At 72.3% G+C, this 14,184-nt stretch carries 17 protein-coding genes; 6 read left to right on the top strand and 11 right to left on the bottom strand.

The window, feature by feature from the left end; translation table 11 throughout:
- The first annotated feature begins 357 nt into the window (after positions 1 to 357).
- A complete protein-coding gene (locus AB0I66_RS05035; RefSeq protein WP_363206279.1) occupies positions 358 to 1,830 on the top strand; it encodes a UDP-N-acetylmuramoyl-L-alanyl-D-glutamate--2,6-diaminopimelate ligase in 1,473 nt (490 codons plus the stop codon).
- 152 nt (positions 1,831 to 1,982) lie between these two features.
- Here AB0I66_RS05035 and AB0I66_RS05040 read toward each other — a convergent pair whose 3' ends face one another.
- The 4 genes from AB0I66_RS05040 to AB0I66_RS05055 all read right to left on the bottom strand — a co-directional run bounded on the left by AB0I66_RS05040 (position 1,983) and on the right by AB0I66_RS05055 (position 4,170).
- Complete coding sequence (locus tag AB0I66_RS05040) at positions 1,983 to 2,486, bottom strand: SRPBCC family protein (RefSeq protein WP_363206280.1); 504 nt, start codon at positions 2,484 to 2,486, stop codon at positions 1,983 to 1,985.
- Between the two features lie 99 nt (positions 2,487 to 2,585).
- Positions 2,586 to 2,933 carry an Asp23/Gls24 family envelope stress response protein gene (locus AB0I66_RS05045; protein ID WP_363206281.1) on the bottom strand — a complete coding sequence of 116 codons (348 nt, stop codon included), beginning with the start codon at positions 2,931 to 2,933 and terminating at the stop codon, positions 2,586 to 2,588.
- On the bottom strand, positions 2,930 to 3,592 hold the full coding sequence (locus AB0I66_RS05050; protein ID WP_363206282.1) for an Asp23/Gls24 family envelope stress response protein: 663 nt from the start codon (positions 3,590 to 3,592) through the stop codon (positions 2,930 to 2,932). Before AB0I66_RS05050 ends, AB0I66_RS05045 begins: the two co-directional genes overlap by 4 nt.
- Positions 3,583 to 4,170, bottom strand: a complete 588-nt coding sequence (locus AB0I66_RS05055) for a sigma-70 family RNA polymerase sigma factor (RefSeq protein WP_363206283.1) — start codon at positions 4,168 to 4,170, stop codon at positions 3,583 to 3,585. The genes AB0I66_RS05050 and AB0I66_RS05055 overlap by 10 nt, the downstream gene beginning before the upstream one ends.
- Positions 4,171 to 4,344: 174 nt before the next feature.
- On the opposite strand from AB0I66_RS05055, the gene AB0I66_RS05060 reads away from it, so the two are divergent.
- Genes AB0I66_RS05060 through AB0I66_RS05075 form a run of 4 tightly spaced genes read left to right on the top strand, consistent with a single transcriptional unit; the run spans position 4,345 to position 6,625 of the window.
- Entirely contained in the window at positions 4,345 to 4,866 is a 522-nt protein-coding gene (locus AB0I66_RS05060) for an Asp23/Gls24 family envelope stress response protein (protein ID WP_363206284.1), read from the top strand.
- Positions 4,867 to 4,912: 46 nt separating this feature from the next.
- Positions 4,913 to 5,098 carry a hypothetical protein gene (locus tag AB0I66_RS05065; RefSeq protein WP_363206285.1) on the top strand — a complete coding sequence of 62 codons (186 nt, stop codon included), beginning with the start codon at positions 4,913 to 4,915 and terminating at the stop codon, positions 5,096 to 5,098.
- Complete coding sequence (locus AB0I66_RS05070) at positions 5,095 to 6,057, top strand: DUF6286 domain-containing protein (RefSeq protein ID WP_363206286.1); 963 nt, start codon at positions 5,095 to 5,097, stop codon at positions 6,055 to 6,057. Before AB0I66_RS05065 ends, AB0I66_RS05070 begins: the two co-directional genes overlap by 4 nt.
- Positions 6,041 to 6,625, top strand: a complete 585-nt coding sequence (locus AB0I66_RS05075) for a hypothetical protein (protein ID WP_363206287.1) — start codon at positions 6,041 to 6,043, stop codon at positions 6,623 to 6,625. Before AB0I66_RS05070 ends, AB0I66_RS05075 begins: the two co-directional genes overlap by 17 nt.
- A gap of 21 nt (positions 6,626 to 6,646) precedes the next feature.
- On the opposite strand, the gene AB0I66_RS05080 is transcribed toward AB0I66_RS05075, so the two are convergent.
- On the bottom strand, positions 6,647 to 7,207 hold the full coding sequence (locus AB0I66_RS05080; protein WP_363206288.1) for a rhodanese-like domain-containing protein: 561 nt from the start codon (positions 7,205 to 7,207) through the stop codon (positions 6,647 to 6,649).
- An 82-nt stretch (positions 7,208 to 7,289) separates the two neighbouring features.
- Between AB0I66_RS05080 and AB0I66_RS05085 the strand changes: the two genes are divergently transcribed.
- Positions 7,290 to 7,568, top strand: coding sequence for a metal-sensitive transcriptional regulator (locus tag AB0I66_RS05085; RefSeq protein ID WP_363206289.1), 279 nt, complete (start codon positions 7,290 to 7,292; stop codon positions 7,566 to 7,568).
- Positions 7,569 to 7,673: 105 nt separating this feature from the next.
- Here AB0I66_RS05085 and AB0I66_RS05090 read toward each other — a convergent pair whose 3' ends face one another.
- The 6 genes from AB0I66_RS05090 to AB0I66_RS05115 form a co-directional block, all read right to left on the bottom strand.
- Complete coding sequence (locus AB0I66_RS05090) at positions 7,674 to 8,312, bottom strand: fasciclin domain-containing protein (RefSeq protein ID WP_363206290.1); 639 nt, start codon at positions 8,310 to 8,312, stop codon at positions 7,674 to 7,676.
- Between the two features lie 226 nt (positions 8,313 to 8,538).
- Complete coding sequence (locus AB0I66_RS05095) at positions 8,539 to 9,897, bottom strand: deoxyribodipyrimidine photo-lyase (protein ID WP_363206291.1); 1,359 nt, start codon at positions 9,895 to 9,897, stop codon at positions 8,539 to 8,541.
- 13 nt (positions 9,898 to 9,910) lie between these two features.
- Entirely contained in the window at positions 9,911 to 10,666 is a 756-nt protein-coding gene (locus AB0I66_RS05100) for an anti-sigma factor (protein ID WP_363206292.1), read from the bottom strand.
- Positions 10,663 to 11,247, bottom strand: a complete 585-nt coding sequence (locus AB0I66_RS05105; RefSeq protein WP_363206293.1) for a sigma-70 family RNA polymerase sigma factor — start codon at positions 11,245 to 11,247, stop codon at positions 10,663 to 10,665. The genes AB0I66_RS05100 and AB0I66_RS05105 overlap by 4 nt, the downstream gene beginning before the upstream one ends.
- Before the next feature lie 73 nt (positions 11,248 to 11,320).
- Positions 11,321 to 12,874, bottom strand: coding sequence for an SDR family oxidoreductase (locus tag AB0I66_RS05110; protein WP_363206294.1), 1,554 nt, complete (start codon positions 12,872 to 12,874; stop codon positions 11,321 to 11,323).
- 51 nt (positions 12,875 to 12,925) lie between these two features.
- On the bottom strand, positions 12,926 to 13,945 hold the full coding sequence (locus AB0I66_RS05115; RefSeq protein WP_363206688.1) for a LacI family DNA-binding transcriptional regulator: 1,020 nt from the start codon (positions 13,943 to 13,945) through the stop codon (positions 12,926 to 12,928).
- Positions 13,946 to 14,184 lie beyond the last annotated feature (239 nt).

The following is a 14,184-nucleotide window of genomic DNA, read 5'->3' on the forward strand; positions in this document are numbered from 1 at the left end:
GACGCGTCCGCGTCAATAGCCCTTCAGATGTCCGCAGTTGAAAGCGGAGAACGCGGGGCATCATCCGGTCTGTCGGCGGCGGACCCGCGCGGCCGTACACTGAAGCGGTGTCGGGCAGGTCCCTGCTCCGCCCGACCACCTGCGCTCAGCCCTCCACGGCCCAGAAGGTCCCCTGCGACCGGTCGTGCGGCCCGCAGGTAGCGTCCCCGGCCGTCCTGGCCCATCGGCCGCACGCAGATATCCCCCTGTGGGGCCCGCTCGCCTTACGCGTATCACCGCGGATTCCGGCTCGCCGTCGCCCTGCCCCTCAGGCCGGGCGTGCGCGGTGCGCCGCGGACCGCCTTCGAGGGGACTGTTGTGAAGCTCAGCGCATTGCTCGACGGGCACGACCACCACGTTCTGCACGGTGACCCGGGAGTACCGGTCACCGCGGGAGTGACCTTCGATGCCGGACAGGTGACGTCCGGCTCGCTCTACATCGCCGTTCCCGGCCATGAGGAGGGCGGCCCCGGGGGCATCAGCCGGGCACTGGAACGAGGGGCGGTGGCCGTCCTCGCCGAGGACGGCGCGCTGCCGCACTCGGAACCCCCGGGGCGGGGGTGCGTGGTGCGGGTGAGCGACGCACGGGCGGCCGCCTCACTCGTCGCCTCCCGGTACTACGGCGAGCCCGGCCGCGCGATGAACGTCGTGGCGATCACGGGGACGAACGGCAAGACCTCCGTCTCGTACATGATCGAGTCAGCGCTCAGGCTGGCCACGGGCGCGAAAGTGGGAGTGATCGGCACCTCGGGAAGCCGGATCGGCACGGAGCGGATCCCGATGCCGCGCTCGGTCCTGAGCACCCCCGAGTCACCGGACCTGCACTACCTCCTCGGCCACATGCGCGACCAGGAGACGAGCAGCGTGGTGCTCGAGGCCACGTCCATGGGGCTGTTGCAGCGGCGCCTGGACCATGTGCCCGTGGGCATCGGTGTCTTCACCAACCTCACCCAGGACCACCTGGACGACCACGGGACGATGGAGCACTACAAGAACGCCAAGCTGCGCCTGTTCGCCGGGCTCTGCGACCGCGCGGTGGTCAACGCCGACGACCCCGTCAGTGCCGAGATCACCGCGATGATGCCGGGCGCGGTGACCACGTACGGCCTGGACGCGCCGGCGGCCTACCGGGCGAGCGACCTGGCCGTGGACGCGCAGGGCACCCGCTTCACGCTCCACCACGACGGGCGCAAGTACCCCGCCGCCATCCCGATACCGGGCCGCTTTTCGGTGTCCAACGCGCTGGCCACTCTCGCCGCGTGCCATCTGCTGGGACACGAACTGCCTGCGCTCGTCGAGGCCCTGGACCGGATGCCGCCCACCCCGGGCCGGCTCGAACGCTTCACCACCGCGCGAGGGGCCTGCGTGATCGTCGACTACGCGCACTCGCCGGACTCCCTCGAAAAGGTCCTCGCCACGATCCGCGGCTTCGCGACCGGGTCGGTGATCACCGTCTTCGGCTGCGGCGGCGACCGTGACACCACCAAGCGGGCCCTGATGGGCGAGATCGCGGGCCGTCACTCCGATCTGTGCGTCCTCACCTCGGACAACCCCCGCGACGAGGACCCCGAGGCCATCCTGGACCAGATCGTCCCCGGCCTGACGTCCACCGGGACCCCCTTCCGACGGCTGGCCGACCGCCGTGCGGCGATCGCGAGTGCGTTGTCCGCCGCGCGCCGGGGCGACGTCCTGCTCGTCGCCGGCAAGGGCAGCGAGCCGCACCAGATCGTCGGCGAACAGCTCATCCCCTTCGACGACATGACCGTCGTCCGCGAACTCGACGCGCTGTAGGGGCGATCCGGCAGGCGGACGGTTCGTCGGGCCGCTCGGCGACCTCGCGAACGGCACCGACATCAGCCTCCCGCCGGGAGCGGCCGACACGCCGATCGCCCCGATCACCGGACCGCGGCGCCGGCGACGAGGCCGACCAGGCCGCCGCGCGGTCAGCGAGCCGTCTCCAGCTCCCGCTTGAGGTTCTTCAGCGTCCGGTCGATGTTGCCGACCTGGAAGACCGCGAAGGTGCGGCCCCCTGTGGCCAGGCGGTCGAAGCCGTTGGCCACGAAAGTGGGCCAGGAACGCCTGTCGTCCGTCCACGTCTCGGTCACCTTGGTGCCGCCGTCGCAGTCCTCGAAGCGGTACTCCCAGGTGGCGATGGGGGCCCGCAGCCGGGGGCGCTTCAGTCCGATCGCGTGCACGCGGAAGGCGAAGCGCCTCCCCTGCTCGGCCTTGGTCACCGTGCAGCGGGTGGTCCAGCGGAACGGGCCGCGCTTGTTGTGCCCCTCGAAGACCAGGCCGACGGCGGCGGGCTCCTCGCCTCCGGGCACGGTCGCGCCGAGGTTCTCGGGGCTCCAGCGCCCCATCAGGGCGGGCTGGCTGACCTGCTCGTACACCGTCCGCGGTGACGCCTCGACCAGGATGCTTCGTGACACTGTGAACGTGCGGGTCATGACAACTCCGATCCTCGACCCGCGACCTTACTCACCGGTAGCTTAAATGTCAGCCCCCGTGCTCCCGGGGACTCTCGGCGCGAGGCGCCCGGGAGCGGCTCAGACGAGGCCGGTGACCGTGACGGTGATCCGGGGCGTGCCCGGGTCTCCGGTCGCCAGGCCGACGGCCTCGGCCGCCGCCGAGCGCACCTCCCGGGTCACGTCCAGGGTCCGCCGTCCCCGGTGCAGGACGACGTACACCTCCACGCCCCAGCTCCGGCTGTCCTTCTCCCGCCGCACCTGCACGCCCGCGGAACCCGCCGGGGTGCTGGGCAGACCGCGCCTGAGCACGGCGGACGACCGCAGGAGATCCGCGAGACCCGGCCGCAGGAAGGCCACCCCCGGAGTGCCGATGACCGCCTCTATGACGGCGTTCGCCACCACGCGCGAAACGTCTCGATCGCTCATCGCTGCCGCCCTTCCGCGCTGTCGTCATCCGCGTCGTCGATGAGGTCGCTGATCGTCACGTCGACGACCGCGACCCGCATCCCCAGTTGCTCGTCCACCGCGTCGAGGACCCGGCCCCGCACCCGGTCGGCGACCTCCGGCAGGTTCCAGGGGAGCGGCACCTGCACCTCGACACTGATCCTGACCGGCCCGCGCGCGAGGCGCCCCGCGGGCGCGGGGGCCGCGGCCTCGTCCAGCGGGCCGATGCGGCAGCTTCCCGCGCGCACGCCCGGCAGGGACTCCGCGGCGGCCCGCACCGTCCTGGCCGCCGCGGCCTCCACGATCCAGGCGTCCTCGTCCTCGTCGCCCAGGGGCAGCGTCCTGCCCGGACGCAGTTCGAGCCGCACCACGTCCATGACACGGCCGGTGAGCGCGGAGGTGTCCTGCTCACGCGGTGAGGTGTCGCGCGCCTCGGTGACGATCCCCTCCAGCTGTCGCAGGGCGTCCAGGGCCTGGGTGCAGTGCGGGCAGCCGTCGGCGTGGGGATCGGGCACGCCCGCCTCCCACTGTTCCCAGACTTGCGACAACTCGCGGCCGCAGGGCAGCAGTTCACCCTCGGGCAGCACTCCGAAGCCCGCCTCCCGCTCGTCGTCCGGCACGGATTCCCCGTTCATCGCCATGCGGCCATCGCCTCCGTCAGATAGCGCCGCGCCCGGAAGACACGGCCGCGGACCGCCTCCGTGCTGATCCCGACCGTCTCGGCGATGGACTCGTACGACGCGCCGTCCAGCTCCCGCAGCACCCAGCACACCCGCTGCTCCGGCGAGAGGCCCTCCATCGCCCGCGCCAGATCCGCCACCGCCGCGTGCCCCTCGGCCACCCGCGCGGGCGAGACCTCGTGCTCCGGAGCGGCCGGCTCGGGCAGGCCGTCGAGCGCCACGACGGGCCGCCGCGAGCGCAGCACGTTGAGACAGCGATTGGTGACGATGCGATAGATCCACGTCCCGAACTGCGCGTCCCTGCGGAACTCCGGCAGCTTGCGCCAGGCGCTGACGAAGGAATCCTGCACGGCGTCCTCCGCCTCCGGGCGGCTTCCGAGCAGGCGCGTGGCCAGGCGCAGCGCCATCGGCGCGTGCCGGTGCACGAGGGCCTCGAAGGCCTCCTCGTCGCCTTCCGCCGCCCGCACCGCGAGCAGTCCGTCGTCACGTCTCGCGGACGCGTCCGCCTCGTCGGCTGTTCCGCCCCGGTCGCCCGGCACACGCGGCTCCTCTCAGTTCGGTCGCGCTCGTACGACACACGCAGGGCCCACCGCGTTACGCGGCCCAGGAAAGCTACCTCCCTGGCGAGGAAATTCCCGTGAGGCGCGTAACGGACCGGGGGTACTCGGGTCGGAGCAGAAGAAGAGCCCGACGATCCCCGAGGAGATGCCACCATGACGACGCAGGACCTCAGTTCGAAGACGGCCGCGCCCGGCAGCACCGAGAAGGAACTCTCCGGCGAGGCCCGCAGGAGCACCCCGGGAGCCATCACCGTCAGCGGGGCCACCGGCGCGGCCCAGCCGGCGGCGACGCGAGGCAAGACATCCATCGCCGATGTCGTGGTCGTAAAGATCGCCGGCATGGCAGCCCGCGAGATCCCGGGCGTGTTCGACATGGGCGGCGGCCTGTCGCGCACCATCGGCGCCGTGCGCGACCGCGTCCCCGGCGGGCGCCCCAACGTCGGCCGCGGGGTGAAGGTCGAGGTCGGCGAGCGGCAGACGGCGATCGACCTCGACATCGTCGTCGAGTACGGCGTGCCCATCACGGACGTCGCCCACGACGTGCGCGAGAACGTCATCTCGGCGGTGGAGCGCATCACCGGCCTCGAGGTGGTCGAGGTGAACGTCGCCGTCAACGACGTCCACCTGCCCGAGGACGACAACGCGGACTCCGGCACCGAGACGCGCGTCGAGTAGCACGCCGGTGGTCCAGGACGTTCCCTTCTGCGGTGTGAGGTGAGTGGTGAGCACAGCTCTGGTCGGCCTGATGGCGGGCATGGCCCTGGGATTCGCCGGGTGGTTCGGCGGCTTCGGCGCGTTCCTCCTGGTCGCCGCGCTCGGCGCGGTCGGCTTCGTCCTGGGGCGTCTCGTCGACGACGGCACGGACCTGCGCGCCTTCCTCGGCGGGCGTGACCGGGAGCGCCGATGACCACGCCCGCGGCACAGCGCGGCACGACGACCGTCGCGGAACGCGCGGTGCGGCGCATCGCGGAACGCGCCGCGACGGAGGCGGCGGCAGCCGACGCGGTCGAGGTCCGCAAGGGTTCGGCGGCCGTACGCGGCCGCCGCGCCCGGGTCGATGTCACCGTGACCCTGCCTTACCCGGCGGTGCTCGACGAGTCGGGCGAGAGCGTGCGCGCGCATGTCGCCGAGCGCACCGCCCGGCTCACCGGCCTCACCGTGTCCTCGGCGCGTGTCCGTGTCCGGGGCCTTTCGCGGCGGGAGCTGTCCGCCGGGCAGCTCGCTCCGCCGGTCGAGGCCGCCCGGCTGCGCGCACACCGGCCGTGGTCGCAACGCCGCCTGCCCGTAGGGGTGTTGCTGCTGGTCGCGGCCGCGGTCTGCGGGGGGCTGCTGTACGACGTCGTGTCGGTGCACGCCGCCGGGAACGCTCCCGCGCGGTGGCGGACCGACGCGATGGAGTGGCTCTCCACGCATGGCCCGGACAGCGCCGCGACCACCGGTGTTCTCGCGGCGGTCGGTGTGTTCGCGCTCGGTGTGTGGCTGCTGGTCCTCGCCGTCACACCGGGCAGGCGCGGCGTCCTGCCGATGCGGCCGCCGCTGACGGGGATGCGGGCCGTCCTGGACCGCGGGGCGGTCGCCATCCTCCTGCGGGATGCCGTGAGCGACGTGGCGGGCGTCGGCCGGGTGCGGGTCAGGGTCGGCCGCCGCACGGCGCGGGTGCGTGCCGGGCTCGGGTTCGGCGACCTGGAGGGTGCGCGGCGGGCGGTGACCGAGGCCGCCGAGGCGGCGGCCGCCGGGCTCGGACTCGCCCGGCCGCTGCGGCTGCGCGTGCGGCTGAGCACGGAACCCGCCTGGCGCGCCCCGGCGGATCCCGATGGCGGGCCCGACGAGGCGGAGAGGAGCACGCCCGATGAGCCGACTCCGTAGCAGCACGAACCGCTCAACTCTGTTCTGCGCGGCGGCAGTTCTCCTGCTCGCGGGAGCCGTGCTGGCGTCCGCGGCGGCTCCCGTCCGGGAGCGGCTGCCGTCGGCAGTGCCCCGTGTCGAAGCGGACCGGGTGTGGCTGGACGAGGAGATGCTCGGCCGCTGGCGCGATCACGGCTGGTGGACGCCCGTCGTGATCGCCGTCCTCGCGGTCGGCGCCGTCCTGTTCCTCGGCTGGGCCGCGGCCCAGATCCGCACCGGCCGCCCGCGCGAACTGCCGCTGGGGCAACCGGGCGTCACTCTCTCGGCCAAGGCGCTGGCCTCCGTCATGGCCGACCGCGCCCGAGCGGTCGACGGCGTGGCCCGCGCCCATGTACGGCTGCTCGGGCGTCCCCGGCGGCTGCGCGCCCGCATCACACTGGTCCTGGACCCCGACGGTTCCCCGGACGCGGTGCTGCGCGAGCTCGCCGGGGGCGCCGTCGCCGAGGCTCGGGCGGCGGCGGCACCCCGCGTCCTGGAGGCAGACGTACGCCTCACGACCCGGACGCACCGGGCACGCCGCATCCACTGAACGGACCGGCGGGACAGTGGACTACAAGGCTTCCAGCGTGGTGCGCAGGTCATCGGCGCGCGGGCGGTTGTGCGGAAGCCTGGAGAGGGCGGTGGCCATGCCACAGGTGTTGGTGACGGCGGAGAAGACCAGGCCGGCGCCGACCCCCGCGGCCAGCCAGCGCGCGGGACGGAAGCGGGTGCCCGCGGCGAGGCCGAGCACGACCAGGGACCCGGCGGCGAGCCGCACCTGGCGCTCCATCGGCCAGGCCGTCGGCGCCCCCTGAGAGGGGTGCAGGGGGTGGCCCTCCGCGGCCCAGGCCGTGGTGCCGCCGGCCAGGGTGGCGGCGGGGATGTCGGCGGCGGCCAGCTCGTCGCACGCGGAGGCGGAGCGGTTCCCGGAGGCGCAGACCATCAGGAGCTCGCCACGGGCGGCGGCGGCCTTCAGCTCGGGCAGCGCCATGTGCAGGTGGTCGACGGGGATGTTGTGGGCTCCGGGCAGATGACCGGAGGCGAACTCGCCGGGGGTGCGCACATCGATGACGGTGTAGCGGTCCAGGCGGGCGGCAGCCTGGGCGGGCGCCAGATCGGTGGGGGGAGTCATGTGGGGCTGTCCTTTCGTTGAGCCAAGGCTCTCACCCTCGCAGGCTACAATACCCCCCGGGGTATTAATGGAGGGTGGCAGCGTGCAGCTTGAGATGGCGGCCGACGAGCTGAGGTCCGTGCTGAACCGGCTGCGCAGGGCGCAGGGACAGATCGCCGGGATCATCAAGATGATCGAGGACGGCAGGGACTGCGAGGACGTGATCACGCAGTTGGCCGCGGTCTCCCGCGCGCTTGACCGGGCCGGGTTCGCGATCATCGCGACCGGGCTCCAGCACTGCATGGCCGAGGGTGAGCAGTCCCCCGCCGACCGCGACGAGATGCGGGCCCGCCTGGAGAAGCTCTTTCTCTCGCTGGCCTGAGCTCGCTGGCCCGAGCTCCCTGGCCTGAGCTCCCTGGCCTGAGCGCGCGAAACCTCCGCCGCCCCGGGGCAGGGGCGGCGGAGGCGATCAGGGTCGCGGTCCGCGTCAGCTCTTCGGCATCAGGACCGTGTCGACGATGTAGACCGTGGCGTTGGCCGTCGGGACGTTGCCGCAGACGACGTTCGACGTGTCGTTGACCTTGTACTCCGTACCGGAGCCCGCGGTGGTGAGCTTGCTCTTCTCCAGAGTCTCGAAGGAGCCGTTCTCCAGCTGCTGCGGCGTCAGCTTCTTGCCCACCACGTGGTAGGTGAGGATCTTGGTGAGCTGGGCCTTGTCGTTGAGCACCTTGTCCAGGTCGGCCTTGGGGATCTTGGCGAACGCGTCGTTGGTCGGCGCGAACACCGTGATGTTCTTGGCGTTGTTCAGGGTGTCCACCAGGCCGGCCTTCTTGACCGCCGTGACCAGGGTGGACAGCTCGGGGTTGTTCGACGCCGCGGTGGCGACCGGGTCCTTCGCCATCCCGTCAAAGGAGCCCGCGCCGCTCTCGGGAACCGACGAACAGGCCGGTCCGAACGGTTCGTTCGCCTTCATCGCGTCGTCCGACTTGGTCTCCTGCGCGCTGGGCGTGGAGTCCGCGGCCTTGGTGTCCTTGTCGCCGCTGTCCGAGCAGGCCGTCAGGGCGATCGGCAGGACCGCCGCCGCGGCGACGGCGACCGCGGCACGGCGGATTCGGGTGGAGTACATGGACATGGTTTCTCCTTGCGTCGTTACATGCTTGGGGGTGGCCGGGAGCGGGCGCCGTCAGGGCACGGGCGCCACCGCCCCCGCGCGCCGTCCCGACGTCATCCGTTCTTCGCTCACACGGGGAATTCGGCGCGGAGCGGGGCAAGGATTGGTCGCAGATCCACATTCACCCGATCGGGTACGCAAGCCCCTCCGGTTGCCGGGCGTGCCGGGCACCCCTCAGCGGTCAGGCGTCTCTGGCCTGCTCGAAGCGGGCGCGGGCCTCCGCCAGTTCGACGACCGGTTCGGGGTAGTCGAGATCCGCCCGGTCGCGGTCCGGGAGCTTCCACGGCTCGTGGACGTACCGGTCGGGGACCTCCGCGAGTTCGGGCACCCAGCGGCGTACGTAACTGCCGCCCGGGTCGAAGCGCTTGCCCTGGATGACGGGGTTGAGGACCCGGTTGGGGCGGGTGTCGGTGCCGGTGCCCGCCGCCCACTGCCAGTTCATCTGGTTGTTGGCGACGTCGCCGTCGACCAGGAGGCTCAGGAAGTGCCTTGCGCCCACCCGCCAGTCGACGTAGAGGGTCTTGGTGAGGAAGCTGGCCACCACCAGGCGCCCCCGGTTGTGCATCCAGCCCTCGTGGCGCAGTTGTCGCATCGCCGCGTCCACGAAGGGGTAGCCGGTGCGCCCCTCGATCCAGGCGTTGATCTCCTTCTCGTTCGTGCGCCACCGGTCGCCGTGCGGGCGGTAGTCCTTGCCCGCCGCGTCCGGGCGGGCCGCGAGGACCTGGTGGTGGAAGTCCCGCCAGGCCAGCTGCCGGACGAACGCCTGCGCCCCGGAGGAACCTTGACGGTTCGCCCCGTGGATGACCTCGGCCGCCGACAGGGTGCCGAAGTGGAGATGGGGCGAGAGCCGCGATGTCGCGTCACCGGCGACGTCGTCCTGGCCGTCCTCGTACTCCTCGACACCGCCGCTCAGCCAGGACCGCAGCAGCCGGCGCCCGGTGTCCTCGCCGCCGGCGCCGAGTCCCGGCGAGACGCCGCTGATCTCCGCTCGCGGCAGCACCGGGTCCGACTCCACGTCGGCGACCCGCACCTTGCGCGGGGCGGCGAGAAAGTCGCGGACCCCTTCCGACGTCCAGCGCCGGAAGTACGGGGTGAACACCGCGTAGTGGTCCTTGCCCGTGGGGAGCACCTCCCCCGGAGCGACGGCCGTGATGACCGCGTCATGTACGACCAGTTCGCAGCCGGTGCCGTCCAGCGCGGTCCGCAGCCGCTCCTCGCGCCGCGTCGCGTAACGGCTCACCCCTCCCGAGACATGCAGCCGCTGTGCCTCGGTCTCCTTCACCACCTTGCGGACCTGGTCGACGACATCACCGCTGCGGACCACGAGGCGGCCACCGCGCTTGCGGAGCCCCGAGTCGAGATCCTCCAGGCAGTCGGCGAGAAAGGCACGCCGGTTCGGCACGGCGAATCCCGTGCTCCGCACCCCCTCGTCGTACACGAACAGCGGGACGATCCGGTCCGCTTCGTTCAGTGCCGCCCGCAGCGGCGGATGGTCGTGCAGGCGCAGGTCGGAGGTGAAGAGGACGATCGATACAGTCACTTTCTGCGGCTCCTCATGCCGTGGGGAAGTTCATCAGGGCCACCGGGTCGGACGTCGGCTCCTCGGAGCCGCCCGCCGGCTCGACGGTGATGCCGATGCCGGACGCCTGGTCCACCGGACCGTCCAGGAGCACCGCCTCGGTGCTGCGGCCCGGGTTCATCAGGCCGGCCGAACGCATCGATCCGTCGTCGTTGAACCAGAGTTGGTAGACCTTGCCCGACGGCGGCTCGGGCATCTTGGCCGCCACGAAGGCGGCTTGGTTGCGGCTCTTGGCCACCACGACCGTGCCGGTCGCGCCGTCGGACAGCTCCTTGGTCGTGGCCTTGGCGTCCGGTGCCGCGAGCACCTGGGCCAGCTGCTCGGTCTGACGCATGGCCTCCACCTCGCGCCGGCCCGCCTCGTCGGCCCGCTCGTGCTGCCATACGGCGATGCCGCCGAACCCCGCGGCGGCGGCCAGGCACGCGGCGAGGGCGAAGCGGGACAGACGCCGGCCGGTGCCCGTGCCACCGGTGGTCTTTCCCGGCGTGGGCGTGTGCGGCGGCTGCTGGCGGACCGTGGCGACGCGCCGCAGCACCTCGGCCCTCATGTCCGGGGGCGGGGCGACCGAGACGGCGCGGGCCAGACGCCCCGCCGTGGCGGCCAGTTCGCGCACTTCCTGGGCGCAGGCCTCGCACACCTCCAGGTGCCGCTCGAACTCGGTGCGCTCCTCGTCGGAGAGGGCGTGCAGGACGTACGCACCCGTCAGCGTGTGCAGGTCGGCGGCGGTCATGCGCTCACCCCCAGGCAGTCGCGCAGCCGGATGAGACCGTCGCGCAGCCGGGTCTTGACCGTCCCCAGGGGCACGGAGAGCAGTTCGCCGACCTCCCGGTAGGTCAGGCCCCGGTAGTAGGCAAGCGTCACCGACTGCCGCTGCAGTTCGGTCAGGGTGCGCAGGCAGCGGCGCACTTGCTCGCGTTCAAGGCGGGTCTCGACCTGCTCGCTCACCTCGTGGAAGGCGGGGGTGCGTTCGAGCAGCGCCGCCTTGTGGTCGCGCTCGGCCGACGCCTGGACGGACCGGACGCGGTCCACCGCCCTGCGGTGCGCCAGCGTCAGGACCCAGTTCATGACACTCCCCCGCTCCTGCCGGTAGCGGGCGGCCGACCGCCACACCTCCACCAGCACTTCCTGGGCGACCTCTTCGGACTGGGCCGGGTCACGCAGCACCGTGCGCACGAGCCCGAGGACGGGAGAACAGACCACGTCGTACAGCGAGGCGAAGGCCTGTTGGTCGCCGCGCGCCACCCTGCTGAGCAGCTCGGCGAGATCGGGGCCCGCGGAGGGAGCCCCGCTGATGTGTACCACTTCGTTCACCCGGTGATCCTCCTGGACGCTGGTCGCCTTCAGAGGTGATTCGGAGCCGTTGCGCCGCCGGATTGCCCGTGTGTCACGATTTCTGGGTGATTTTGACGGTGCGCTGTTCGGCCGTACGTGTGATGTTGCGGGCCATGCCGCCGAAGACGAGCGAGTGGAAGGGCGAGACGCTCCACCAGTACGCGTGGCCGAGGAGGCCGTGCGGGTGGAAGAGCGCCCGCTGCCGGTAGCGGGTGCGGCCCTTCTCGTCCTCGTCCGCGCTCATCTCGAGCCAGGCGAGGCCCGGCAGCCGCATCTCGGCCCGCAGCCGCAGCAGCCGTCCCGGTTCGATCTCCTCGACGCGCCAGAAGTCCAGCGAGTCCCCCACCCGCAGCCGCTGGGCGTCGCGGCGGCCCCGTCGCAGCCCGACCCCGCCGACGAGCCGGTCGAGCCAGCCGCGCACCGCCCAGGCGAGCGGGAAGGAGTACCAGCCGTTGTCGCCTCCCACGCCTTCCACGACGCCCCACAGGGCCTGTGGCGAGGCGTCCACGGTCCGTTCCTGGCAGTCGGAGTAGAGGCTGCCGCCCGCCCAGTCGGGGTCGGTGGGCAGCGGGTCGCTGGGGGCGCCGGGCACCGACGCGGACGACCAACGGGTGCTGACCTGGGCGTCCTTCACGCGTTCGAGGGCCAGCGCGAGCGCCCTGTCGAAGCTCATCGGGACGCCGGGCGCGTCGGGCACGTACCGGGCGATGTCGTGTTCGTGGCAGATGACCTCATGCCGCAGGGATTCCGCCAGCGGGCGTGCGATCGAGGCCGGTACGGGGGTGATCAGGCCGACCCAGTGGCTGGAGAGGCCCGGGGAGAGCATGGGCACGGGCAGGATGAGGCGGTGCGGCAGCTTCGCCACGACCGCGTACCTGCTCATCATGTCGCGGTAGGTGACGACGTCGGGGCCGCCGATGTCGAAGGTGCGGCTGACGTCGTCGGGCATGGTGGCGCTGCCCACGAGGTAGCGCAGGACGTCGCGCACGGCGATGGGCTGGATCTTGGTGCTCACCCAGCTCGGGGTGACCATGACCGGCAGGCGTTCGGTGAGGTAGCGCAGCATCTCGAAGGACGCGGAGCCGGAGCCGATGATCACGGCGGCGCGGAGCACGGTGGCCGGCACGCCGGACTCCAGGAGGATCCGGCCCACTTCGGCCCGTGAGCGCAGATGCGGGGAGAGGTCCTTCTCGGGGATGTCCTCGGGGGTCAGGCCGCCCAGGTAGACGATGCGCCGTACGCCCGCCGCGCGGGCCTGCTCGGCGAAGATCCGGGCCGCTTTCCGGTCCGTCTTCTCGAAGCCGGATCCGGTGCCGAGCGCGTGGATGAGGTAGTACGCGACGTCGATGTCCCGCATGGCGTCGCCGACCGACTCGGCGTCGGAGGCGTCACCGCGCACCACCTCGGCCCGCCCGGCCCAGGGGTAGTCGCGCAGCTTGCCGGGCGAGCGGGCCATGCACCGCACCTGGTGCCCCGCGTCGAGCAGTTCGGGGACGAGCCGTCCCCCGATGTATCCGGTCGCCCCGGTCACCAGGCAGCGCAGCCCCTGCGCACCCCGGCCGCCGGCGCCGCCTTCGCCGCTGCCGCCACTGTCGCCGCTGTTCATGGGAGCCTCCGGCCTCGAACGATGTCCTCGCCTCCCCACCTTCCCCCGGAATCAGCGGGAAGGCGTCCGGACGGGCGGCCGTGCGGTGCTCTCGCGCAGGACGAGCCGCGTGGGCACCAGCGTGGTGCCGCGCTCCGGGGCGCTCTGCCGCATCTGGCGCAGGACTCCCTCGACGCAGCGGCGGCCCACTTCGGCGAAGTCCTGGTGGACGGTCGTCAGGGGAGGCAGGAAGGAACCGGACTCGGGGATGTCGTCGAAGCCGATGACGCTGACGTCCTGCGGAACCCTGCGGCCACGCTCGTGCAGGGCGCGCAGCAGGCCCAGTGCCATCTGGTCGTTGGCCGCGAACACCGCCGTGCAGTCCTCCTGGTCGGCGATCCCGAGCTGGTCGGCGATCCCGAGACCTGCCCGGTAGCCCGACTCCGCCGACCAGTCGCCGCGCACGAGGGGCGGCACGGCGCGCCCGGCCGCTTCGAGCGTCGCGCGCCAGGCATCGGCGCGGCGTTGCGCGGCGTAGGAGTCCTCGGGCCCGGCGAGGTGCCAGACCGTGCGGTGGCCGAGGTCGAGCAGGTGCCGTACGGCGTCGCGGGTGCCGCCCGCCTGGTCGGTGTCGACCACGGTGTAGCGGTCCCCTGCGTCCGAGTCGGCCACGACGACCTGGACGTGGGGCGGCAGGGAGAGGGCCGCCGCGTCGAGGAGATGTTTCTCCATGATGACGATGACGGCGTCGACGGCGAGTTCCCCGAGCCGGGAGAAGGCGCCGCGCACCTCGTCCTGGGTGGGGACGGCGACGGGGAGCAGCGTGACGGCGTACCCCTCCTGGGCGGCGGAGGTGGCGATCGCGTCGATGGTGCGTACGTTGCCGGTGGTGGAGAGGGTGAAGGTGATCAGGCCGATGGTGCGGAACTCGCCGCGTTTGAGGGCGCGGGCCGCGCTGTTGGGCCGGTAGCCGAGTTCCTTCATGGCGGCGAGCACCTGCTGCCGGGTCTCTTCGTTGACGCCCGGGAACCCGTTGGAGACGCGGGAGACGGTCTGCGAGGAGACGCCGGCGAGCCGGGCCACGTCGGCCATGGACGCGCTCTGCCCGCGGCGCGCGGCCCGCTCCCGTCCGCCCGGGGTGCCGTTCGCCGAAGTGTTCCGTGGTGCTGTCACTGTCTCCCTCGCCGCGTGTGTCCCGGTCTTCCCGACGACCCTTGACCGTCGCCATCGGGGCAGTGTAGACATTCCGCCACCGAATGTTTACGTAAACATAACACCCCGCCCTGCTCGGTAGTTCCCTTGCCGCAGCGCGATGTTTACGCAAACATCGC

The sequence above is a fragment of the Streptomyces sp. NPDC050439 genome, assembly GCF_040655335.1.
Classification (GTDB): Bacteria; Actinomycetota; Actinomycetes; order Streptomycetales; family Streptomycetaceae; genus Streptomyces.